The sequence below is a fragment of the Exiguobacterium sp. SH1S1 genome (genome assembly GCF_004337245.1).
Classification (GTDB): domain Bacteria; phylum Bacillota; class Bacilli; order Exiguobacteriales; family Exiguobacteriaceae; genus Exiguobacterium; species Exiguobacterium aurantiacum_A.
In genome coordinates this window covers 182067-203698 of record NZ_SJUZ01000002.1, presented here as the reverse complement: position 1 = coordinate 203698, position 21632 = coordinate 182067, and the positions used below count along the sequence as shown (strand labels likewise).

Annotated in this window: 17 protein-coding genes; 10 read left to right on the top strand and 7 right to left on the bottom strand. The window is 43.4% G+C overall.

Annotation, left to right across the window (positions count from 1 at the left end):
- Positions 1 to 8: 8 nt before the first annotated feature.
- Positions 9 to 332: a nucleoside triphosphate pyrophosphohydrolase gene (locus EVJ23_RS07380; RefSeq protein ID WP_070327760.1), complete on the top strand. Its 324-nt coding sequence runs from the start codon at positions 9 to 11 to the stop codon at positions 330 to 332.
- A gap of 37 nt (positions 333 to 369) precedes the next feature.
- Here the strand turns inward: EVJ23_RS07380 and dptH are convergent, their stop codons facing one another.
- The 3 genes from dptH to dptF are packed head-to-tail and all read right to left on the bottom strand — an operon-like array spanning position 370 to position 9305.
- Positions 370 to 5547, bottom strand: coding sequence for a DNA phosphorothioation-dependent restriction protein DptH (gene dptH / locus EVJ23_RS07375; RefSeq protein WP_161567023.1), 5178 nt, complete (start codon positions 5545 to 5547; stop codon positions 370 to 372).
- Positions 5528 to 6919 carry a DNA phosphorothioation-dependent restriction protein DptG gene (gene dptG / locus EVJ23_RS07370; protein WP_131465541.1) on the bottom strand — a complete coding sequence of 464 codons (1392 nt, stop codon included), beginning with the start codon at positions 6917 to 6919 and terminating at the stop codon, positions 5528 to 5530. The genes dptH and dptG overlap by 20 nt, the downstream gene beginning before the upstream one ends.
- A gap of 1 nt (position 6920) precedes the next feature.
- Positions 6921 to 9305: a DNA phosphorothioation-dependent restriction protein DptF gene (gene dptF / locus EVJ23_RS07365; protein ID WP_161568393.1), complete on the bottom strand. Its 2385-nt coding sequence runs from the start codon at positions 9303 to 9305 to the stop codon at positions 6921 to 6923.
- A gap of 221 nt (positions 9306 to 9526) precedes the next feature.
- Here dptF and EVJ23_RS07360 point away from each other — a divergent pair, with 221 nt between their 5' ends.
- The 6 genes from EVJ23_RS07360 to EVJ23_RS07335 all read left to right on the top strand — a co-directional run bounded on the left by EVJ23_RS07360 (position 9527) and on the right by EVJ23_RS07335 (position 16803).
- Complete coding sequence (locus EVJ23_RS07360; protein ID WP_330857357.1) at positions 9527 to 9757, top strand: nucleoside triphosphate pyrophosphohydrolase; 231 nt, start codon at positions 9527 to 9529, stop codon at positions 9755 to 9757.
- Positions 9750 to 12107: a DEAD/DEAH box helicase family protein gene (locus tag EVJ23_RS07355; RefSeq protein WP_131465535.1), complete on the top strand. Its 2358-nt coding sequence runs from the start codon at positions 9750 to 9752 to the stop codon at positions 12105 to 12107. The genes EVJ23_RS07360 and EVJ23_RS07355 overlap by 8 nt, the downstream gene beginning before the upstream one ends.
- Before the next feature lie 13 nt (positions 12108 to 12120).
- Positions 12121 to 12564, top strand: a complete 444-nt coding sequence (locus tag EVJ23_RS07350) for a hypothetical protein (protein ID WP_131465533.1) — start codon at positions 12121 to 12123, stop codon at positions 12562 to 12564.
- Positions 12565 to 12572: 8 nt separating this feature from the next.
- On the top strand, positions 12573 to 12830 hold the full coding sequence (locus tag EVJ23_RS07345; RefSeq protein ID WP_131465531.1) for a hypothetical protein: 258 nt from the start codon (positions 12573 to 12575) through the stop codon (positions 12828 to 12830).
- 127 nt (positions 12831 to 12957) lie between these two features.
- The gene (locus EVJ23_RS07340) at positions 12958 to 14496 is read left to right on the top strand and encodes a hypothetical protein (protein ID WP_131465529.1); all 1539 of its coding nucleotides are present in this window, start codon (positions 12958 to 12960) and stop codon (positions 14494 to 14496) included.
- A 315-nt stretch (positions 14497 to 14811) separates the two neighbouring features.
- Positions 14812 to 16803, top strand: a complete 1992-nt coding sequence (locus tag EVJ23_RS07335; protein WP_131465527.1) for a zinc-ribbon domain-containing protein — start codon at positions 14812 to 14814, stop codon at positions 16801 to 16803.
- A 46-nt stretch (positions 16804 to 16849) separates the two neighbouring features.
- Here the strand turns inward: EVJ23_RS07335 and EVJ23_RS07330 are convergent, their stop codons facing one another.
- The 4 genes from EVJ23_RS07330 to EVJ23_RS07315 form a co-directional block, all read right to left on the bottom strand.
- Positions 16850 to 17134 (bottom strand): putative quinol monooxygenase, encoded by a 285-nt coding sequence (locus EVJ23_RS07330; protein WP_131465525.1) that lies wholly within the window; start codon positions 17132 to 17134, stop codon positions 16850 to 16852.
- A gap of 15 nt (positions 17135 to 17149) precedes the next feature.
- Positions 17150 to 17788 (bottom strand): nitroreductase family protein, encoded by a 639-nt coding sequence (locus EVJ23_RS07325; RefSeq protein ID WP_131441010.1) that lies wholly within the window; start codon positions 17786 to 17788, stop codon positions 17150 to 17152.
- Positions 17789 to 17810: 22 nt separating this feature from the next.
- The gene (locus tag EVJ23_RS07320) at positions 17811 to 18221 is read right to left on the bottom strand and encodes a MarR family winged helix-turn-helix transcriptional regulator (protein WP_131465523.1); all 411 of its coding nucleotides are present in this window, start codon (positions 18219 to 18221) and stop codon (positions 17811 to 17813) included.
- A 106-nt stretch (positions 18222 to 18327) separates the two neighbouring features.
- Positions 18328 to 19077, bottom strand: coding sequence for a hypothetical protein (locus tag EVJ23_RS07315; RefSeq protein ID WP_131465521.1), 750 nt, complete (start codon positions 19075 to 19077; stop codon positions 18328 to 18330).
- 197 nt (positions 19078 to 19274) lie between these two features.
- Between EVJ23_RS07315 and EVJ23_RS07310 the strand changes: the two genes are divergently transcribed.
- From EVJ23_RS07310 to EVJ23_RS07300, 3 genes are read left to right on the top strand one after another with little or no spacing between them, the layout of a single operon-like run.
- A complete protein-coding gene (locus EVJ23_RS07310; RefSeq protein WP_236641225.1) occupies positions 19275 to 19658 on the top strand; it encodes a GntR family transcriptional regulator in 384 nt (127 codons plus the stop codon).
- Positions 19633 to 20514 (top strand): ABC transporter ATP-binding protein, encoded by an 882-nt coding sequence (locus tag EVJ23_RS07305; protein WP_131465519.1) that lies wholly within the window; start codon positions 19633 to 19635, stop codon positions 20512 to 20514. The genes EVJ23_RS07310 and EVJ23_RS07305 overlap by 26 nt, the downstream gene beginning before the upstream one ends.
- Positions 20504 to 21631, top strand: a complete 1128-nt coding sequence (locus EVJ23_RS07300) for an ABC transporter permease subunit (protein ID WP_131465518.1) — start codon at positions 20504 to 20506, stop codon at positions 21629 to 21631. The genes EVJ23_RS07305 and EVJ23_RS07300 overlap by 11 nt, the downstream gene beginning before the upstream one ends.
- Position 21632: the final 1 nt, after the last annotated feature.

The window sequence follows — 21632 nt, the reverse complement described above, 5'->3', positions numbered from 1 at the left end:
AGGCAGCTATGGTGAAACATAATAAGTTGGTCCGAGACCGTGTACCTGAACTGATCCGTGCGGACGGAAAACGAGTCATCGTCAAACAGTTGAATCAAGCCGAGCACTTTGAACAGGCACGCCTGAAGTTATATGAAGAACTGAAAGAGTATGAAGAGACGAATATCGATGAGGAATGTCTTGAAGAGCTAGCGGATATTCTTGAGCTCGCTTATGAGCTCGGTAAAATGCATGGGGCTTCGTTTGAAGAGATGAATGCGATTCGTGCAGAGAAGCGGGAGCGGAAGGGTGGATTTGAGAAGGGGTTATATTTGGAGGAAGTTCTGGAGTGACAAAAAATCACGCATCCGAAAAAGGATGCGTGATTTTTTAATTCATTGGCGGGACTTTAAGATGATGATGCTCTTGGTTGCTTAATTCCTCGGCATTTATTTTATATTGTCCTACCGCCAAACAATGTGCTTTCTTTAGACCTCTTAGATCTTCAAGTGAGACTGCGCCAATACGATTAGCAATCACTTTTAATTCGCTGTCAGCTGGTGCAAAGTAAATCTTTGTAGCGGCATTATCCAAAATCGCAAGTTCTTCTTTATCGAAGTTGCTGAACGATTGTGTGGCGAACCAAGCCGACCAACCGAACTTCCGACCTTCTCTTAAGATTTTCTCAGATGGAGAACCTTTACGGAAAGATAGGTTCTGCGCTTCATCCAAGATGACCGGCATCGGTCGGCTTTCTGAACCAGATAAAGAATAATACCATAAATCCCAAAGAATAAACTCTGCTAATAATTTTTTGATTTCATCTTGGTCATATCCCTCAAGTTGGATGACCGTCACTCCGTTGTTGTTGTCAAAAATCTTACTCCAATCGTTGTCCGATTCATAATCAAATGGATCCATATCGACCATTTGGGTGAGGCGGCTGATTACAGATTGGACTGTAGATTTTGAGGAAGTCTCGAGACTTTCTAACTCTTCGATGAGCAATTCCATTCGCATTTCTTCCCCATACTTCTCAATCCCGTTTTTCGTCGCCATATAAATGGCGTTTTTTTGTTGATCTCCTAAACCTCTGTAGACGGATGCGAATACGGCTGCCACTCTTGTGGCGACGGAAGTAATCTTTTCAGGTTCTTTCCGTCCGCTAATTTCTTTTTCCCGTCTCTTGAATGGGTTCAATGGGAATGACTCGTGGTATACGATGCGTTCCGTCAGTTTTGACCCCATACGATTTATAAATGTTTCATCGAGTTGCCCTAAAGTATAACTGTTTGAGTAGTCGATGACCAAAGCGGATTGATTCTGTTCAACCAATTGCAAGAGTAGGGACTGGACGAAGTACGTTTTTCCTTGACCGGATCGACCACCAATCAACAGATGTCTGTTTGACAAGCGCGAATGTCCATACTCCCAATAGTAGTTTTTATTAAATTCGCTACCTAATAACAATCTGATAGCATTAAAACTATTTCCTGTAGGTGTGACAGGATTGATTGATGGAATCACTGGTTGAGGTTCTGTTGTTTTTTTGCCGTTATCTGTTGAAACTTTCACAGCGACTTTTGCTCTATCTGTTTCGTCACTAACTTCTTTCGCGATTCGAAGTCTAGGCGTATGAGAAGAGGTCGCTTCATTTTTGATAGTAGACGTACTGCCTTTTTCTTTTTGTTTTGCATTAAGCGAGTCTAATGATTCTGTTAACACTTCATATCCATATTGTTCAGGTAATTCGAGAATAACGACCCCTTGGTTTCTCGAATGGCGAACAGAGTCCGAAGACTTCTTGAATGAAACGAGAACGCCATTTCCGAATTTCGCACGTTTCTCGTCGACAATTTCAAAATCATCGTTCATCAATCGGTCAATCAATGAAGCATCTAACCGATAGTCTTTGCTTGGCCAGATATCATTTTCCTGCATTTTTTGTGCGTTGTTGATAAAGAGTCTCGCAAAATAGTTGCGTAGGAATTTCGCATCAAACGTCATTAAGTCGAGCAAATGATCGTTTAAGCGAGCCTTCAGCTCTGAGATTTGTGAGATACCTTTTGTGATGACCGAGTTATCGTTCAATCCGATTTTAACTTCGACCGGGAAGAAGTGCACTTTCAAATCTGATTGATTGATTTCAAGACCAATCATCAATAAATCATCGCTACAGTTGCCTCTCCGTCCGATAGTCTTACCTGAAAATAATCCAGCTCGCTTACTCAATTTCACATTACCGGTTACTCGAACAACTTCTTCCATAGAGATTGGCACCCAGATTGTATTGTCTTCATTGAACAGTAACAGCGTTTCTTTAATCGCTGAAACAATGCTCATCTTCTCGCGCTTGTCGTACCCTCTCCCTTGAACAGCACGAAGTAACCATTCACCATTAAACGTATTGAAGGCTCGAATTGTTTCCTCGATTTGATTTTGAGTAGAGGTGACGCCTTGAGAACTGATGAATTCTTGGATGACATTGAAATATTGATCCGATTTGTCAGTAACAGTGATTGCGTCATATCCGTTCGTAGACGAGTACTGATCACTATAATGAATGATAATCAAATTGTCGGAAGACGACTTGAAGAAATCAAGCCCGACCGGCGGATCGATGAAGGTTACCCAATGAGAAGAACCGTAGATTTTTTCAAGCGCACCTTTATCAGCTACATCAATATGCATCGTCAACGAAACATTTTTCATGTATGAACTATGTCCGCCATCTTTCATGTTTGCTGTCAGTTCATTGTAATGATAGCCGAATCGTGTCATGAGACTTCGAGTAACGTCAGCTCCTGCAGTACCAAAGCCAACACGGTACCCGGTTTCATTGCTTTGGACTGAAGAAACGGTAGTAAACAGCCCGTCTAAATTCATGCTGCTGGCCAACTCACTCATTGGTTGACTAACGACCCGAGATTCGTTCCCCATCTTATAGAATGAGATATGGGCATAATGTACAGGGGCATCAAAATTTAACTTGCGATACAGGATAGACTGCTGGAGTAGATGCAATACTTCGTCTGGCTCAAATTCATGAATAGACAAATCAATCCCGAATTCGTCTTTGAATTGTTCGCCCGTTTCGATATCGTTCAATTTATCAAACGCACTCAAACCAGAAGCGTCTGGAATGTACAATGATACTTCTAATGACTTGACCGCATCCAGGGTCCCTTTAGAAGCAATTTGTTGTTTGAACCATGAAATAATTCCTTTTAAAATTTCGTCGTCGTTTGTTACGTTGATGACATTCACACAGAGTGGAGCGGAGTTCTGAATCGAGAATAAATAATCATAATGTTCAGTGAAGTGATTCATTTTATCTTCGACCACTTTTGCTAAATAAGAATTGGTTTCACCTACACTTACACGTTCTCGCAATGTGTATTCATGCCACTCTGGCAAAGGAGATTGATCTGTCGGTTTAAGAAGCATTTCATGCATATTAAATGCATATGGCACGGTGTAGCTTGCTTTCAATTTCTTTAAGATGTTCGAATCAATGTCTTCAGACCCTAAAGCTTCGTTCACTTGCCATTGGTATGCGATGTTCAGAGGAGAAAATGGCGTCAATAACAAGCCGTCGATTGTCTCGATTTGTCCTAAACGATATAAGTTTCGTTGTTGAATGGTCATCAGTGCCTGAGAAGGGATGTTCTCAATTTCAGTCAAATACTCGTTCACAAATGTATAAGCCGCAGCTTGTACCTCGGCATCATAGTACAACAATGAAGGAATTGTGCCTTTGTTTTTGACCGTATTTAAAAATCCGTTATAACTTTGCTCAACAGAAGTAGGAATATCTAGATGGATGTTTTCAAAAGAATCATCAGATAATTGTTTTCCATACCGTACGTGATTATCCAACCACTCCTGCTCCATTTTGAAATAGTTTCTGTCAACGGAACGCGTTGAATAGGTACGTTGACCGTTATGGATTGTTTTAAAGTCTGAATCAATCAAAAATGATGTTTCGTCTTTTCGTTTTCTCGTCCAAATGCTAAGTCCGTCTAAGGGCGTGGTTTTTAACATATCATCTTTAATAGAAAGAGGAATTTCGACGTCATTTAACATGATCGAGAATCGAATGCGTGACTCTCCTTCGTCTAAAACATTAAGCGGGAGATTGATTACATCATGTTGATCAACCTCTAACGCCTCAGGGGAGTCAATGGTGACTTCAAGGCTATCCCCCGTACCATCGCCAAGTTCTATCACATTGTGACCATCTAGAATCAAGCGGATAGCTTGCTGACTTTTAGATGTTGTATCAACCAAGTATCTTGTTTGATACGGTGTTAAAAATTCAGGTGTCAATGGTACTACAGCGATATTGAATAAATACGTGGTAGATGACTGACCTTCATGTTTATACCGGACTTTTGAAAAAGTGACTTGATTTGAATCGACTTCCACTGAAGTGATGAGTGAATAACCTGAACTTGTCGTATTCTTCGCACTCTTGTTGTCTAAAAATTGTTTTGATGTATAGCGGTCAAATGGGAGATGAATCTGAATATCATTAGCATTTTCTGGAGCAAAGAGGATAATATGCCAAGTACGCTGACCGGATTTTGTTTCAGATTGCGGCCGTCTCCAAAAATAATGCCCTGAAACTAATGAGCCGCTCACTTTAGCTGTCATTTTTTCCGAAACAAATTGAATGTCTCGATTCGATTTTGCTTTTTCCTCCCACTTTTTCAAGACATCATAATCCGTTTGTTGCCACGTATCTTCTTTTAATTTAGAGGCCCCATTATCAAATCGTTCTTCTAATTTTTCGCGCGAGTTACCTAATGTAAAATATCGCTCGACATCTTCGAACAGTTCATGGTTCTCTGATAAACGATTTTCGATTTGTTTATTAACTTTTTTCCAAGTAGAAGAACCGTATTTTTGTTCATCTCGTTCTCGGATGAGTGAAGATAGCTCTCCATCTTGAAAATATTGTAACGATGTATAATCTTCCATCGCTAAAGCGTCTTTATGAAGAAGGCCTAAAATATCAATGAAATCTAAGAATGAGCCATTCGTAATTTGTTTTTGATGATTGTGACGCTTTAAATAGTCTGAAACAATCATCTGTTCAGGTTTTGATAATTGACTGCTGGCCAATTGGTTATCTAAATGTTGAATGATTTTACTGATATGCAATGGACGTCCTTCAGAAGTTAAGTCGATACTACCTCCACGAATGGAGTCATTTAAATTATCAGTCAAGACTAAGAGAGAAGTATTCGCCCATTGACCAATCTGTTCACTCATCTCATTTCTTAACGTGACAAGGAAATCAATATCTGTATCGAAAGAGCTTGCCACGACTAATTTTCCAGATGAGAAGTTTAACGAAGTCGTGACGTAGTCCTCGTTCCCGAATGGGTGTTTGTACGTAAATATGTTTGCGACGTTTAATGCTGATAACGCGTCATACATCTCTTTGACATCTTGTTTCGACGGAAGATAGACGTAGTAACGATCCGTTCTTTTTTGCTTAATTTCGTTATCGAAGAAATTGAGCAATTGTTGCGTGATGAACTTATAAAATTGATTTGACATACTGTGCATCCCCACTATCGCTTTTCTTTTCAAGGTAATTCAATTTGTCCAGTAACCCGACAATTTCTTCTTTTGAATGGTGATCGAAGAATAATCCTCTTGCTTCAAGTTCGTGCCAAAGTTTGTTCAATTCAATCTTTTCTTGTTTGATTGAGCAAGCTACTAATGCCAAAAGTTGTTCCTGATTGATGGCGAGTAATGAACCTAATGATCCGCCATGCTTCTTATAAAACTTCAAAACAAAGGCCTCAAGAGCTGCCGGATATCGAGATTTTAGCTCTTTATTCAATCCAACCGAGACGGATTCAGCCAAGTCTCTGAATGCCTCGTCCAACGTTTTTGCGGAAGTGTATTTTGGTGTTTCGATTGCCTTGTATTTCGTATAAAAATTGTTCATCCAATCATAAAGTGATTGAACATAAGTATTTAAAGCTTCCTCGCCGTTTGACACCAATATTTCATTGAGGTGATGATAATATAGATTTTTTTTCGTTTGAAAAGCAGGTGTCTGACAAACGATATTTAATGCATGTTCATGTTTATAAAAGTCCTTTGCCTGTTCTTTTAACAATTTGTACCCATTCGTGTAACTGGTTCTCCAACGTGCCCCTTTTTCCCACTCCATCAAAAAGAAGAGCGGTATCATTTGTTCATGATCAAATTTAGTGAAGCGATTCGTTTGAAGAACTGTTTGAGAAATCATGATAAATGTATAGTGTACTAACAAGTGATTTAAGTTATCTAAAAAGAATTTTGGATTTTTAGATAGGTGAATCAAATCTTGTTTGAACTGTTCCTGTATATTCGGAAACAGACAAGAGTATGGACTTGTGAACGAACTTTCCTTTGAAAACTGGGTACTACGGAAAATTTGAGTCAATAAATCATTGTTGTCGTCATCAGAGAAGAGTGGTGAAAGTTCATCTTCGTTTCCTTCAATGAGGGTCCCATATACGTAGTTAATAAAATCAATCTGTCCGTTTCTTTCTTTTTTCTCACTTAACGTCAAAAGTGGTAATTGTGAAAGCCTTGAAACATTTGTTTCCTCAACTTTGCGTTGCTGACTCTGTAAAAAATGTTTGAACCATTCATTTGTTTCAGGTGAGTCGAACTTGCCGATAGACATAATCTGATTCATGTCCGTGCTGTTTTCTTCAGGAATAATAGGCTCATTGGAGAGTAGTCTTGCAAGTCCTCCGGTTATTGGCCAAAACCCGTTTTCAAACTTTGAGCGCTCAGGTTCACGAGTAGGTAAAGGTAAAACATACGTATCTTTACGTCGAGCATATCGATAACCTTTATTCTGAACTAAGAATGATTCAAGTCGTGACCAGTCTAGTGAATAGTCATTTAAATGTTGAACGTTAGTCATATTACTGTTTCACCTTCCTTACTTCAAACTTAGATTTGCTAAATTTCGGCTTAGTCAGTTCAACCATCGATCCATCATGTGTCGATACCAATAGAATCGATTTTGATTTATCAGTATATCGAATGAGTTCATCATAAAAATCGATAAATTGAACCGCGTCGCGCAAATCATTTCGGTTTGGACGATATCCGTCTTGTATTTTTACTAACAGACTATAGAGTTTATAGTCGAGATCGAATAAAATTTCTTTTCCGCCTACTTCAAAACCGATTCGAATAAATGGGCTAAAACGATAAAAATCTGAGTCTTTGTTTTCTGCACTTGCGAATAGACGTTCGTCTACAATCTCCTCAGCCTGAAACGGGTAGGCGACTCTATAATCATTATTCGCACCGTCGATATATAAATAATTTTCTCGTGGAGACCCGCGCCATAAGTAAATGACTTCTCGAATCAATTCAAATAATGATTCGATACTCTCTCCGTCACCGAGATAGTACGCCTTTAAATATTTCAAGAAATCTAGATAAGTGCGATCGGTTTCTTGTGGGTTCAATAGTGAATAACTTCGAATGAGGAACGACCCGAGTGCATTCATAGTATCTGTATTCTCCGGTGCATGATGAATGAATCGATAGATTTCTGCCATGTCACCTAAAGCATTTTTAGCAATATCTTGAGGCTGCTGTGCCAATACATATTTTGTAATCAATTGATCGAAGAAGTCGGTGCGGAACGAAACTGGATCAATTCGATGTAAAGCATTCAATATGATTGAACGATCCGGGTGACCAAAAATAAGGTTTGGGAGAGCTGCGTTCGGTTTATCTGGTTCAAGGCTTAAGTTTGATGGTGCAAGAATATCAAAAATGAAATTATAGAATGCTCGCGTTGAGATAATTAACTTTTCTTTCACCATTGTTTGGATGACGACATTTTCAACCGATTCTCTGACAGCCAAATTCGATAGAAAATCGTAATTGTCATGAATAATAGATTGGATGCCATTATTGACGTCTTCACAGTAAGCATCATAGAACGGATTGTCGTTCGACGTTAAGACCACTTTTTCTAAAATCTTCGAGAAGAACAAAGACTCGGCACCGTTTGTTCCTAAGCTATAAGTTTGGAAGCCGGCTATATTTAATAAGTGGAGTGACTTATTTGAATAGACAATGTGTTCTCCGTTCCCGAAAATGTCCGAGTCATCAATGAAGTTTCTGAGTGATTCGTATCGGTTTTCAGACGCTGCAAAGTTATAGAAGTTATGAAGAACTCCTAGGTTGATAGCAATCAGCAAATGTTTAGTTTCAGAATCCTGTTTATAAAAAGAAGATAGTACACTATCTAATGTTTCGATTGAGTTTTTTGATGGATCAAATGACTCGGTCGAATCGTTATGAATCCTGAAATCTTTGACCAAATGAGAATGTTTTTCTTTGATGTAGGCCAGTAAGTGACTCTTCCCATCTCCGACACTACCACTTAGCAAAATTAGTTGTGGTGTGGATTCATTGTCAATCGCCTCTAATGTTTCAATGAGAGAGTATTGAATCGGGCGATCGATATGCATATACTCCCGAAACTCCCCAAAGCTATCTGCATTGACGACCGATTCTTTCGAAGAAGATTGCAGCATACGCAGTTTATCTAGCAATTTGCTAGTTGTAGCGTCTCCATTAATATCTATAGAACTAACAATATCCTCGGTGACTGTATCTTTTTGGGGCAGGAGATTTTCTTTAGTGAATGAATCGTTCACGTTATCCTCTACAGTTGTGTCTTCAGGGATTGTTTCTTTGATTTCTTGAGTAGGTGGTTCTGAGAATGTAATGGGCTTTACTCTATGCTCTTCAGAGTCATCCAGTATTTCTTCTTTTGTGAAGACATCGCTGTCATAAAGTCCGGATGAATTCTCCGTCTCGTTGAGATATACTTCGCCTAAAGAGATCAATTTTTCAAAAGCTTCTAGAGTCTCAATTTTTAAAAGGTTACGCTTTGTATATAAGTCACTTAACTCTATGTAACGGTGAGCCCATTTTAACTCTTTCATCGATGCGTTTAGTTCGACCTTTAGTTTTTGCCAACCAAACTTGATGACGTGACGATCAAAGTATCGTTCAGATAGAGCTGGGCGCTTAGTGTTCTTTGCAAGCATATACATACGTTTTAAAGTTAAAGATTGGAAAATGCCGTCTAAGTAAACCATAGCCTCTGTAGGTGAATCAATCATCCACTTGTTGAATTCCTCATAAGTAAACTTTGTATCTTCCTCAGGAACTAGGTTCGTAACTAAAAAAGACCAGATTTTTTGGGTGTTCATTGTTAATCCCTTTCCTGTATAAAAATGATATTTTACAAACATTGTAACAAAATATAGAATCATAATCATCGATTCTGAGTGATTCCTTTGTAACCTTGTTAAATAATTTATATAGGGCGAAACGTAGGATGATTTATATCCTTTATTTATGTAAAATAAAGGATGAGGATTTGAAAAGGGGAGATTGCATGATCTATAACAAGTTGGTAAGGGATAAAATTCCTACAATCATTGAGCAGTCTGGGAAAATAGCAATACATAAAAAACTATCTAATGCTGAACATATGAAATTCGCAACTCATAAACTTCATGAAGAAATCAAAGAGTACGAGGAAACAAACATCGATGAAGAATCACTCGAAGAACTTGCCGACGTACTGGAACTTGTCTATACGCTCGGGAAGATGCACGGTGCGAGTTTTGAAGAATTAAATCGCATTCGTGAGGAGAAGCGCGAGAAGCGGGGCGGTTTCGAAAAAGGTATCTTCTTGGAAGAGGTCCTTGATCATGAGTGAGTTACGTCTGCACACCAGTCATTTACGAATTCCATTACAGAATCAAATCAACGCGGCGACTGAAATTTATATGGTCGTCGCGTTTGCACAAGTATCAGGTGTTCAAGAGATTGCGTCTTCACTTAAAAAGGCGGTCATGCGCGGTGCCCAAGTCCGGATTTTGATTGGGGATTACCTCTATTTGACGAACCCGGTTGCGCTCGAGATGCTCATGGAAATCGATGGGGTTGAGTTGCGACTTTATCGTTCGAATGGTCAATCGTTCCATCCGAAAGCCTATTTGTTCCGGACTGAAGAGAGCGGAACATTCTTTGTCGGCTCGTCGAACTTGTCGCACAGCGCCTTGAACCGTGGCGTCGAATGGAACGTCGAGATTCCGGCAAGCATCTCAGAGGACGTGTTCGAAGAATCGGTCGATGCGTTCCACGAGCTGTTTTATAGTGAGTATGCTCAAATCATGAATCCAATCTCGTTACAGCCTTATCGCGAAGAATACGAAGCGAGACAAGAGCGGATGAATGAGATGGGCAAAGTAGCTGAGATGACTCCTGTCTACATCGAGGACGACACGATCACGCCGAACACCGTCCAAGATGCCGCCTTAAAGGCGTTACGTGAAACGATGGAAGAGGGCAGACAGAAAGCAATGCTCGTGCTCGCTACCGGTTTAGGGAAGACATATTTAAGTGCCTTCTTCGCACGACAGTTCAAACGAGTGCTCTTCATTGCCCATCAAAAAGAAATTCTGCTTCAAGCTGAGGATTCTTATAAGAAAGTCTCGGCTGAATGGAAAACGGGCTTATTGCTAGGTGGTGACTCGAGAGATGTGCAGTCAGCCGACGTGTTATTCGCTTCGATTCAAACGTTAGCCTCGAAACATCGGATGCAACAGTTCGCGCCTGATCAGTTCGATTTGATAATCGTCGACGAATTCCATCACTCGGCCGCACCATCCTATCACCGCGTCCTTGACTTTTTCGAGCCGAAGTTCTTGCTCGGACTGACGGCGACGCCGGACCGACTGGATGGGGGAGACGTTTACGCTCTCTGTGATGACAATGTCGCCTATCAAATGCACTTTACTGAAGCAATTGAAGAATCTTACTTGACTCCTTTTCATTACGTCGGAATTTATGACGAAATCGACTATTCGCAAATCCGATTGATTAACGGCCGCCGTTATGATCAGGATGAGCTATTGGCAGAACAGTTAAAGGAAAGTGTCGCTCAAAAAATCTTCGAAGCCTGGCAGATGCATCACCAGACACGTGCGCTCGGATTCTGTTCTTCGGTCGCTCAAGCCGAATATTTAGCTGACTACTTCCGTCTCCAAGGCGTTCAAGCCGTCGCCTTACATAGCCAGACTGAATATGACCGAGAGGATGTCATCAAACAATTGAAGCAAGGACATCTTGATATCATCTTCGTGGTGAACTTGTTCAATGAAGGCGTAGACATTCCTGAAATCGATACGTTGTTGTTTTGCCGTCCGACCGAATCGTTGACGGTCTTCACGCAACAGATTGGTCGAGGACTCCGTTTGTTGAGCGGGAAGACGCACTGCACCATCATCGACTTGATCGGAAACTACAAGAACATCGATAAGAAGTTGGCGCTCTTGACGACAAAGCGACAACCGATTGTCAAAGCACTCCCTACAGAAGTCGATTTACCGGACGGATGCACAATCGAATTTGATTTGCATGCCGTTGATTTGTTGAAGCGGATGGTGACTCGAGCTTCGACTCGTCAACAACAGTTAGAACGGAACTATTTCATGGTGAAAGAGGAACTTGGAAGACGACCGAGTTATATGGAGTTGATTCAACGAGGCGAGTACTCGATGGACGCCTATCGCTCTCTATGGAAGAAAGACGGGGGCTACGTCGGATTCTTGAATCGAATTGGTGAACTTGATTCTGAGGAAAGTCATCTGTTTGAAGATGTGAAATCCTTGTTGCTTGAAGTGGAATACACCGACATGACGAAGAGTTATAAGATGATTGTGCTATCGATCATGTTGAACCGCGGGCTGGAAGGGTGGCTTCAGCCGCTTTCAGCGAGCGAGGCAGCTCGGCCGTTTTATGACTTCATCAATGCCATCCCTTACCGTCAACAGATTGACGGGCAAACGAAAGACTTCCAATCACCGTTCCATCAGCAAAGAATCGAAAAGTTACTGTTACGGATGCCGTTTGATAAAATATCGAAAGGACCGTTCTTCGTCTCAGAGGAATCGCTACATATAGAGCATAACGAAGCGTATGCTCATCCTTTGGTTTACGAATGGGTCAGTCAAATCGTTGAAGTTCGACTGCATCACTACTTCAGTCGGAAAGCTTCAGAGTGAGGATGGCATGATTATGGAAGATCGACTTAAGCAATTAATTCAGTACATAGATGAGTTCGATAGGCAGGGACCTTACAAAATGAACGTACTGAAGATAATGTTAGAGCGAGGTTATGAGGATTGGCATGCTCCAATATCGATAACTGAACTCGCAAGACCTTATTATGATTTGGTTAGCAAACAACACAGTACTTATCTTCTCAAGAATATAAGTAAGGACTTTACAACTCCTTTTTCACAAGCAAAAATGGAAAGACATTTAAGAACACTCCCATTAAAGTATCTATCGACTACTTCTACTAGAATAAGCAATATTTCTCCACCCTTTGAATTAGTTGATAATATGTTTTATGTGAGGGAAGAATATCGTATTGATGGCAAAGCGGCTCTTGATAGAATTATTAACGTAGTGGAACAAAAGTTTGAAGAGTATTTAGAAGTATATAGTGAAAGGTGAGGGATAACTTGAAACGCGCACTACTTCGCAAAATCCAATTCGCCCTCCAGCACTACGGTGGGACGGCGTCATTGAAAGAAATCTACGACTATATCGAAAAGTCGTATTATCAACTCGAGCTCGATCGCTACAAAGATTGGAAGGCTCACGTCAACAAACAGATTCGGGCCCATTCGAGCGATTCGGCTAGCTTCGCGGGGAAAGATGACTTGTTTTATGCCACGGGAAATAAGGGCATCTGGGGCCTTCGCCAACCGAATACCTAACCGAAAGCGGAACCATTTCAGTTGGTTCCGCTTTCAATGTTTACAATACGTCACACCCCCTTGTCACAGAATGTTCAATCCTGTAAACTTCGAAACAGTGTGAAAAAAATGTATAAGGGGTTACTTCATGGAAATCGTTCAGCAATTATCGCAAATGCAATTACTCAACCAATTCTGGTTACTTGTGGCCTTCATCATCCCGATGGTCATTTTATCACGGATGGTCGTGGCCGGTTCACGGTTCTCGCCAATCCTCGTCATCGTTATCTTCGGCCTCGGCCTCGGCTTCGCCATGGTCGAGATGGGCATCGCGACTCCGGGTCTTCCTGAGTTCCCGCTCGTCGACTTCCTGTCACGGACGACGATCATCGCGCTCGTTGTCTCATTCTTCGTCGGTGGGCAAGAGCTTCGTAAGATCTTAAGCAAGCAAGCGCTCGAGATGAAAGACATCGTCGTCCCATCTAAAGAAGAGATGTTCCTCGGAACAGGTCGGACGCAGTTCATCTTCATCGTTCGTTCGTTCTTCTTGCTCGTCGGACTCGAAGGGTTCTTCCGCATGATGATCCAACCGGGAACGGCAGAGGGCATCACGCTCTACTACCCGATCCTCGCGTTGATTGGTCTCGCGGCATCGTTCCTCTTGATCGACCATAAGGCACAAATCGACGACAAGCACGTTTATATGAAGAAGGGCTTGATCGAGACGGCGTTACTGCTCGTCATCTTGTTCATCTCGTACGCAATCGCCATGGCCGTTCAACCGGTCATCGCCTTGCCGCAAATCTTCTTTGCGATGCTTTTGTCATCAGCACTCGGTGCCATCTTCCAAAACTGGACGTACGGACCGACCGTCCGCGCGCTCTTGTTCGCCGGTATCCCGGTCGTGTTGGCGGCCAACTTCATGGTCGGTGGTTCGCGGATCGGTGACGCCTTCGCCATCGAAGGCATGAACTCGATTCTCGTCTACGGTTTCTTCGGTCAGTTGTTCTGGATGTTCGGTGGGATCGCGCTCCTCATGTGGTTCGCACGCACGGGACACATCCGTAACCTCGCACCAGGTATGGCCGGTTCGCTGTCGCACAGTGGTCTCACAGGTGCATGTACGGCCGGTGACTTCGGTCAAGTGGCGGCAAAACGTGCGCCAATCATGATCAACATCCCGTTCTTCGGTCACATCTTCGTGTTCTCGATCTTGGCAGTCAGTGCCGACAACGGGGCGCTTTGGATCTGGCCGACGGCGATCATCGTCTTGGTCGGTCTCGTCTTGACGGCACTCGCGCTTAAAAACTTGCGCGGTGCGAACGGTGAGGACTTCAAAGAAGTGAAGGCGCTTATGCAGTTCTCGTTCGGTTGGCAGATGATGGCCGTCTTCGGCGGTCTCGTCATCCTCAGCTTCAGCACGATTGCGTTCGACTACACGACGATGGCACAATCGTCAGCCATCTCACACTTTGGCCTCTTCGCAGCGGTCCAAGGTGGCATGTTCGGGACAGAGGCATCGCTTCTCATCCCGCTCATCTTCTCGATGCCGTTCCTCGTGCACCCGATTGTGTTCTTCATGTTCGGGAAAGCACTCGACAATAACGGTGAAATGCCGCGCGTACCGGTTTACGCGATGGCGCTCATCGGCGTCGTTGGCGTATCGTTCGCCATTCTCGGCGTATAAATAAAAACCCTATCCATTATGTAGAAGGTCGCTGGAAAATTTAGATGATTTTGAACAGAGGAGCGTCGTCCTGGAAAAGGATGACGCTCCTCTGTTTTCATCTTCCCTGCTCGAATAGAGCAGGGTTTTCAATGTTCTCATTATTCAGGATAGAGTTATTGTTGATATTCATATAAAAGTTTTAATGTAACAGTAATCAGTTCACCAAAAAAAAGATTTTGATTTTAGTAGATATACTTTGAAATATTATAATATACACTATTGTTGAGGATACTTATCAGGCTATTTTAAATTTTAAAAAATTGAGAGGTACATATGACTCAAAAACCTAGAAAAGAAAACAATCTTTCATTTGCATGTCCAGACATAGCCAAGGAATGGAATTATGAAAAAAATGTATTGCTTTTACCACACGAAATAAGTAGATGGAGTATCAGGAAAGTTTGGTGGATATGTGAGCAAGGTCATGAATGGCAAGCAAACATAAACAATCGTACAAAGAGAAACGATGGATGTCCATATTGCAGTGGAAGATACCCAACCAAAGAAAATTGCTTGTTAACAATAAATCCCGAGTTGGCATCTGAATGGCATCCCACTAAAAACGGAAAATTATCCCCGGAATTAATTACGTCTAAAAGTCCAAAAAAGGTTTGGTGGCAGTGCTCTAAAGATGATAGCCACGTGTGGGAAGCTCAAGTAGGTAGTAGGGCTAGAAGTGAGAGTAGAAGCAAGGGCTGTCCATTTTGTGCTGGGAAAAAAGTTAGTCTAGTGAAAAATCTAGCCATCGAAAATCCGAATCTTGCTTTAGAATGGCATCCTACAAAAAACGAGTCTCTATTACCTCAGGATGTGCTGCCACAGTCAAATAAAAAAGTATGGTGGAAATGTGCGACTTGCGATCATGAATGGAGAGCGACAATAAACAATAGAAATCGAGTGACAGATGGAAGAAAATGTCCTAAATGCATGTCTGGATTTCAAACATCCTTCCCAGAGCAAGCAATACACTTTTATCTTACCCCCGTTTTCACGGACATTGTGAACGCATATATTCTACCATTTACAAAAAGACGTATGACTGTTGATATATTTATTCTTTCATTACAACTTGCTATTGAATATGATGGCGAATATGCACATAAAGATAAAATGGAAAGAGATTCACGCAAATCCTTTTTATTACTAGAAAATAACATGAAATTACTGAGGATTCGTGAACCTAAATTGCCACAGTTCATTGAAGAAGGTGTTGAAATTATACACCGTTTTGATTCTTACAGTTATTTAAGTTTAGAAGAAGTCATAAGGAAAATCGCTCAATACTTGTTGGAGAATTTTGTTTTAAACGAACAACAAATTCAAAAGTTGTATATGTTACAAAGTATCAAAATTGAGGATGACAGCTTAATGATTCAGGAAAAATTAAAGTTGAAGAGAGCAGAAAACAGCCTCGAAAAAACTCATCCATTTATTGCTGAGCAATGGCATCCTTTCAAAAACGGTGAAATGAAACCATTTAATTTCACAAAAAATTCATCTAAGAAAGTATGGTGGAAATGTAAAAAAGGGCATGAATATCGTAGTAAAATTACTGATAAACAAGAAAATTGTTTAGTATGTATCAATAAGATAGTTGATGTATCTAACTGTCTTGCAACCACTGACCCAAATTTAGCAAAAGAGTGGCATCCAACAAAGAATAATCAACTGACTGCTAATGATGTGGTAGCAGGTTCTGCAAAGTTAATCTGGTGGAAATGTTCTAAATGTGCCTATGCTTGGAGAACAACTGTGGCCAAAAGAAAAGGTTCGAAAAACTTTAAAAGAACTGGCTGTCCTGCATGCTCAAATAAAACTACTACAGAAAAAAATTGCTTAGCAGTCTCTGTCCCTTTAATTGCGATGGAATGGCATCCGACAAAAAATAATGGGTTAACTCCATACGATGTGACTTCAGGTAGTGACAAACGTGCATGGTGGTTATGCAAATTATGTGGTTTTGAATGGGATGCACCTATATATCATCGCAAAAAAACTGGATGTCCCGAGTGTGGTAAGAAAAAAATAGCAAAAAAGAAAACAAAAAGTAATGCTCAATTTATCGAGGAAGTAAAGCAACTAGTAGGTGATGAATATATACCACTAGAAGAATATAATGGAGCAACTACAAAAATAGACTTTCTTCATAAGACTTGTGGAAGAGTCATCAATATAACACCTAGCAAATTTATTAGCACAGGAAGGAGGTGTAAATGTACACGATACAATGTTAAGACAGAAAATGTGAATAAACCAAATGTCTAAAAAATAAATGCCTAGGATATGTTGAAATCCTAGGCATTTCTAGTAGTCAATTGACTTCCGTCACATGGAGCACCGGTTTCGCCGTCACGTAGTTGGCTACGTTTTGGGCGAAGGCGATCAAGTCCGGGTTTTGGTTGTGTTTTTCGATTGCCGCTTGGTCGGCCCAGTTCTCGATCATGACGAACCGGTTCTCTGACGTCGTCGACTGATAGAGCTCATAGCTCAAGCAGCCTGCTTCTTGTTTCGACGAGTCGATGAGTTTGTTAATATCGGCTAGAAAGCTTTCGAATTCTGTTTCTTTCACATCAAAAATGGCGTTGACTAAGATCATGTTGAATTCCTCCGATTACTTGAAGTTTGTGATTGTTTCAGCGTCGAGACGGACCGATTGGTAACCTGCTTCTGCCGCTTTACCGACTGAGAGGATCATGACCGGTACGTAGCGGTCTTTGTCCATTCCGAATGCTTCTGCGAGCTGGTCTTTCTCAAACCCACCGATCGGGTTCGTGTCGTAACCGTGGGCACGGGCGACGAGCATGAACTGCATCGCAGCCAAACTTGAGTCGATTTTGACGATGTCGTTCATCTCTTGTTTCGACAAGTTTTTGTAGTAAGGAATGATAGCGTCGAGTTGTTGGTCGCGTACTTCTTGCGGCATCTTGCCTTCAGCGACGGCTTGATCGTAGATCGTTTCGCCGAGCTCGTAGCATTCCATGTCACCGAAGATGAGAAGCATCGCGGCCGATGTATCGTTTTGACGGACGTTGAAGCGGATGAGCGGTTTGAGCGTCTCTTTTGCTTCCGGGCTCTCGACGACGACGAAGCGCCATGGTTGCATGTTGACTGACGACGGAGCCGTCGTCGCTTCTTGGATCATTTCGAGCATTTCGAGTTGTGGAATTTTGACCGTTTCGTCATAGACGCGGATCGACTTTCTGTCGAGCATTACGTCTGTTAATGTGTTGTTTTCAAATGTAGTTGCCATGGGTAATCTCCTCTTTCTCTGTTCAAATAGTATTTAGCTTTTGTAATAGGGCGGATAGCTGTTGCATCTCCGACTCCGATAATACTTTGGCGATCAAATGGTTCGTCTGATCATGGTTTTGTTCACAGTGCTGCAACTCGCGTGCCGCCGTCTCCGTCAAGCGGACGAACACTTCGCGGTTGTTCGCGACGTTCCGCTCCCGCCTGACGTGGCCTTTCTCCTCGAGGATCTTCAAGTGACGGGTGATCGCCGCATTGTCGATCTTCATCTCTTGTTGGATCTCGCTTTGCGAGCAGACGCCTTTGTCGTTGACGATCATGAGCATCTCGTAGCGGGTCAGGCTGAAACCTGTCTCACGCTCGAACGATGTCGCGACGCGCTGGTCGGCGAGTTTGATTTGGTATAGCAACCGGCTCATCTCTCGTAGCTCCATTGCGTCCCACCTTTCATATTTGACTCATCAATCATTGACAAGTCAAATGTTAGCAAGTCGACCGCTGTCTGTAAAGCAAGACGACTCGAGAAAAGACACTACCGGATTAGTCAGCAGTGTCTCGCTCGATTTTCGTCCCATCAAATCGGTATTCGCTGATGAACGTCGTCTTGTCAAACCCATACAGGCGGTCGTGGCGGTTCAAGTCGTCGATCGTTTGGAGTGAATTGAACGACGGGTCGCCAGATTGGGGTGTGCGTGACACGTTCAAATAACGCTCGGTGAAGTCGTCATCCTCGTTCGGTGTCCCGTCGAACGAGAAATGGATCGACTTCACGTCGTCCTCGAGCAGACGGATGATGTCGAGCACGCGCTGTTTCTGTTCAGCGGTGTCGTTCCACGCTTCGTGCAGCATGACGGAGGCGCCTAAAAACGTCTCTGGATTCAATTCGAAGATGGACGTCGGTTCAGGCTTTGTCGTCACGTCGCGCATTCGCACCGCGTTTTCCGGTACGTTCGCCCGGACTGTCTCTTCACGTGACAAGACGTTCGCGGTGACGAGTCGGTCGTGTAGCGTCGTCTCGGCTTCTTTCACCCAGTAGGCGGGCATCACATCGTCATGGATCGAGCCGTCCCCATACGTCCGCGCGGAATACGTCCCGCGAAGCGGTGTCGTCTCCAGTTTGAACGTCGCCTTGTATCCAGTCAGTTTCCAGTCCTGTGATACGTCGACATCGACACGCTCCCCGTACGTGTCATAGATGTAGTCTGTATAGCGCTCCGTCGCTTCGCTTCTCCCGTACATCGATCCGGCGACGAGCAAGCCGACTGCGCCAATTAACAACCTTTTCTTCATTTTCTGTTCACCTCTACTACAATGTACCCGAAAAGACCGAATCCCGTCTCGGTCCAAAGTCGTATTCTATTTATTCCCAATTCCCTGTAAACTGAAAATGCCCTCTAAGAACTATTGCTATTACGTGTACTAATACATATAATACACTTATACCACGTTTAGAAGAGAGGGTGTGACCCATGTTATATAAGATCGATATGAAAAGTGCAGAACCTTTATATGAACAAATCGTCAATCAGACGAAAGCGCTCGTCATCCGCGGCATCTTACGACCGGGCGATAAAGTCATGTCGGTCCGTGAGCTCGCGACGGACCTCGTCATCAATCCGAACACGGTCAGCAAGGCGTATCAAGAGCTCGAGCGGCTCGGTTTGCTCGAGATGCATCGCGGGCGCGGGACGTTCGTCTCGATGGACTGGGTTGACCAAGACGCGTCACGCGCGCCGGTCGTCGCAGCCATCCAAAAGCTCGCTATCGACTGCCATTACGCAAACGTGTCGCTTAAAGAAGCGATGACGCTATTTGAGACAGAGTATAAGAAAGTAGGGGAGAACCATGCTGACAGTACAGCAACTGAGTAAGAGAATCGACCGCCAAACCGTGCTCGATGCAATCGACTTCTCGGTCAGACCAGGAGAGATCATCGCCCTCGTCGGTCGTAACGGGGCCGGCAAGACGACACTCCTCCGGACGATGGTCGGCATCATCCGACCGGACACCGGGGACGTCCGCTACGGGCCATCGAGCATTTTTGAGAAAGCTGAATTGAAGCGGGACGTCATTTTCGTTCCGGATTCAGCCGACGCGCTCAAACATTACACCGTCAACGAGGCGATGGACTTGTACGCCTCGATCTATCCGTCGTTCGACCGGGCGGCGTTCACCGAGACGCTCACGCGCTACAACATCGGTAATAAAAAGATCCGTCAGTTGTCCAAAGGGCAGAAAGCGATGGTGACGCTGTCGCTCGCCTTCGCCGTCAAAGCGAGCTATTACCTGCTCGATGAACCGACCGATGGACTCGATGTCGTCGCCAAGGCCGACGTCTTGAAACTGATGATCGCCCAAGTCGAGGCACGCAACTGCTCAATCATCGTCTCCAGCCACCAGCTGCACGAGCTCGAGCGGATCGCCGACCGCATCATCATGATCGAGAAGGGACGGGTCAAAGCGATCATGTCGCTTGAAGAGGCTCGTGAGTCGAGCGTCAAGCTGCAAGTCGTCTTCAACGACCAAGTACCGGTCGAACTGCTCGAACGAAAAGATATCGAAATCATCAACGTGACGGGACGCGTCGTCTTGTTCATGGCGAAAGAACGGACACAAGAGCTCGACGCGTTCGTCGACGCCCACGACCCGATGCTCGTCGAAGAGATCCCGATGTCGCTCGAAGACATTTTCCGGGTCCAATTAGGAGGTGAGGCAAGTGTCATTTAACGTGTTGTTGAAAAAAGATTGGAAACAAGTGTCGTTGTTATGGATTTTGCTCGTCTTCCTTGGGATTGTCGCGTACACGCTCCCGGTGTGGACACAAATGCAGTCGTTCGATGAACAAGTTCAGGACATTCAAATGAATCCGGACGAGTATGCCGAGTGGTTTAATGGTGATGCGTCGAACGCATCAGTTGAAGAGTTGTTCAACCCGCAATATAGTTACTGGATTGGCGATTTACAGACACTCATCCCGTATGTTGGAGTCATCTTTCTCTATATCATCTTCGGCTTCTTGATGGCGTCTGTCTTGATTGGCAGTGAACGCAACAGCCAAATGTCTGACTTTGCGATGTCCCTCCCGTTCAACCGGAACCAGTTGTACATATCGAAATGGTTGATTGGGACGAGCGGCATCGTCGTCTCGACACTCCTTGGTGGACCGCTCATGCTTTGGATGATTCATGCGTCACGCTATTCGTTCTTAATTGAAGGACATTCGTTGAAAGTCGCAGCGCTCGTCGGTTTTATGCTATTGACCGGAATTGCTGTTTTCTCGTTGGCGTTATGGATGGGTTCGTTTGGCGGGGAGGCAATCTCGCAAGTGCTCTGGTCGGTCGTCGCACTATTGTTCCCTGTCGGCATCTTATTGCTGATTCAAGGATCGGTCATATCGTTCACTCAAAATACAGAGCGCGTATATAGTGTATTCGAACGTGCGATTGAAAGTGTGTTCTTGCGCGTGATTTCACCGCTTGCGAATGCAATTAACGTCGACACGTATAACTTATATACAGACAACAGCGTGTGGCAAGAGTTCCTAGCCGTTGCTCCATTAAGCGTACTTGCTTTTATTGTCCTATCGTTTGGACTCGGACTCCTTACATTCAACCGGGCCCCGCAAGAGAACAACGGCCGCTTCTTCATGTTCTCGAACTGGCTCTGGTTCGTTCATCTGATGATGGTACTTTGTTTCGCTATGCTTGGTGGGATTATCTTAGCGAATATCGCGTATTCGACGAACAGCATCCTTTACGTCATCGGCTTCTTGATCGGCGGCTTCCTCGCCCACTTGCTCGCCAAACGCCTGCTCTACCGCTTCAACCTGCAACTCAAATCTTAAG

Coding starts and splice junctions, on each gene's coding strand:
- EVJ23_RS07310 (WP_236641225.1), top strand. CDS start 19,275: ATGAAAAGTGCAGAACCTTTATATGAACAAATCGTCAATCAGACGAAA.
- EVJ23_RS07335 (WP_131465527.1), top strand. CDS start 14,812: ATGACTCAAAAACCTAGAAAAGAAAACAATCTTTCATTTGCATGTCCA.
- EVJ23_RS07350 (WP_131465533.1), top strand. CDS start 12,121: ATGGAAGATCGACTTAAGCAATTAATTCAGTACATAGATGAGTTCGAT.
- dptF (WP_161568393.1), bottom strand. CDS start 9,305: ATGATTCTATATTTTGTTACAATGTTTGTAAAATATCATTTTTATACA.
- EVJ23_RS07360 (WP_330857357.1), top strand. CDS start 9,527: ATGAAATTCGCAACTCATAAACTTCATGAAGAAATCAAAGAGTACGAG.
- EVJ23_RS07330 (WP_131465525.1), bottom strand. CDS start 17,134: ATGATCTTAGTCAACGCCATTTTTGATGTGAAAGAAACAGAATTCGAA.
- EVJ23_RS07325 (WP_131441010.1), bottom strand. CDS start 17,788: ATGGCAACTACATTTGAAAACAACACATTAACAGACGTAATGCTCGAC.
- EVJ23_RS07315 (WP_131465521.1), bottom strand. CDS start 19,077: ATGAAGAAAAGGTTGTTAATTGGCGCAGTCGGCTTGCTCGTCGCCGGA.
- dptG (WP_131465541.1), bottom strand. CDS start 6,919: ATGACTAACGTTCAACATTTAAATGACTATTCACTAGACTGGTCACGA.
- EVJ23_RS07380 (WP_070327760.1), top strand. CDS start 9: ATGGTGAAACATAATAAGTTGGTCCGAGACCGTGTACCTGAACTGATC.
- EVJ23_RS07320 (WP_131465523.1), bottom strand. CDS start 18,221: ATGGAGCTACGAGAGATGAGCCGGTTGCTATACCAAATCAAACTCGCC.
- EVJ23_RS07305 (WP_131465519.1), top strand. CDS start 19,633: ATGCTGACAGTACAGCAACTGAGTAAGAGAATCGACCGCCAAACCGTG.
- EVJ23_RS07355 (WP_131465535.1), top strand. CDS start 9,750: ATGAGTGAGTTACGTCTGCACACCAGTCATTTACGAATTCCATTACAG.
- dptH (WP_161567023.1), bottom strand. CDS start 5,547: ATGTCAAATCAATTTTATAAGTTCATCACGCAACAATTGCTCAATTTC.
- EVJ23_RS07340 (WP_131465529.1), top strand. CDS start 12,958: ATGGAAATCGTTCAGCAATTATCGCAAATGCAATTACTCAACCAATTC.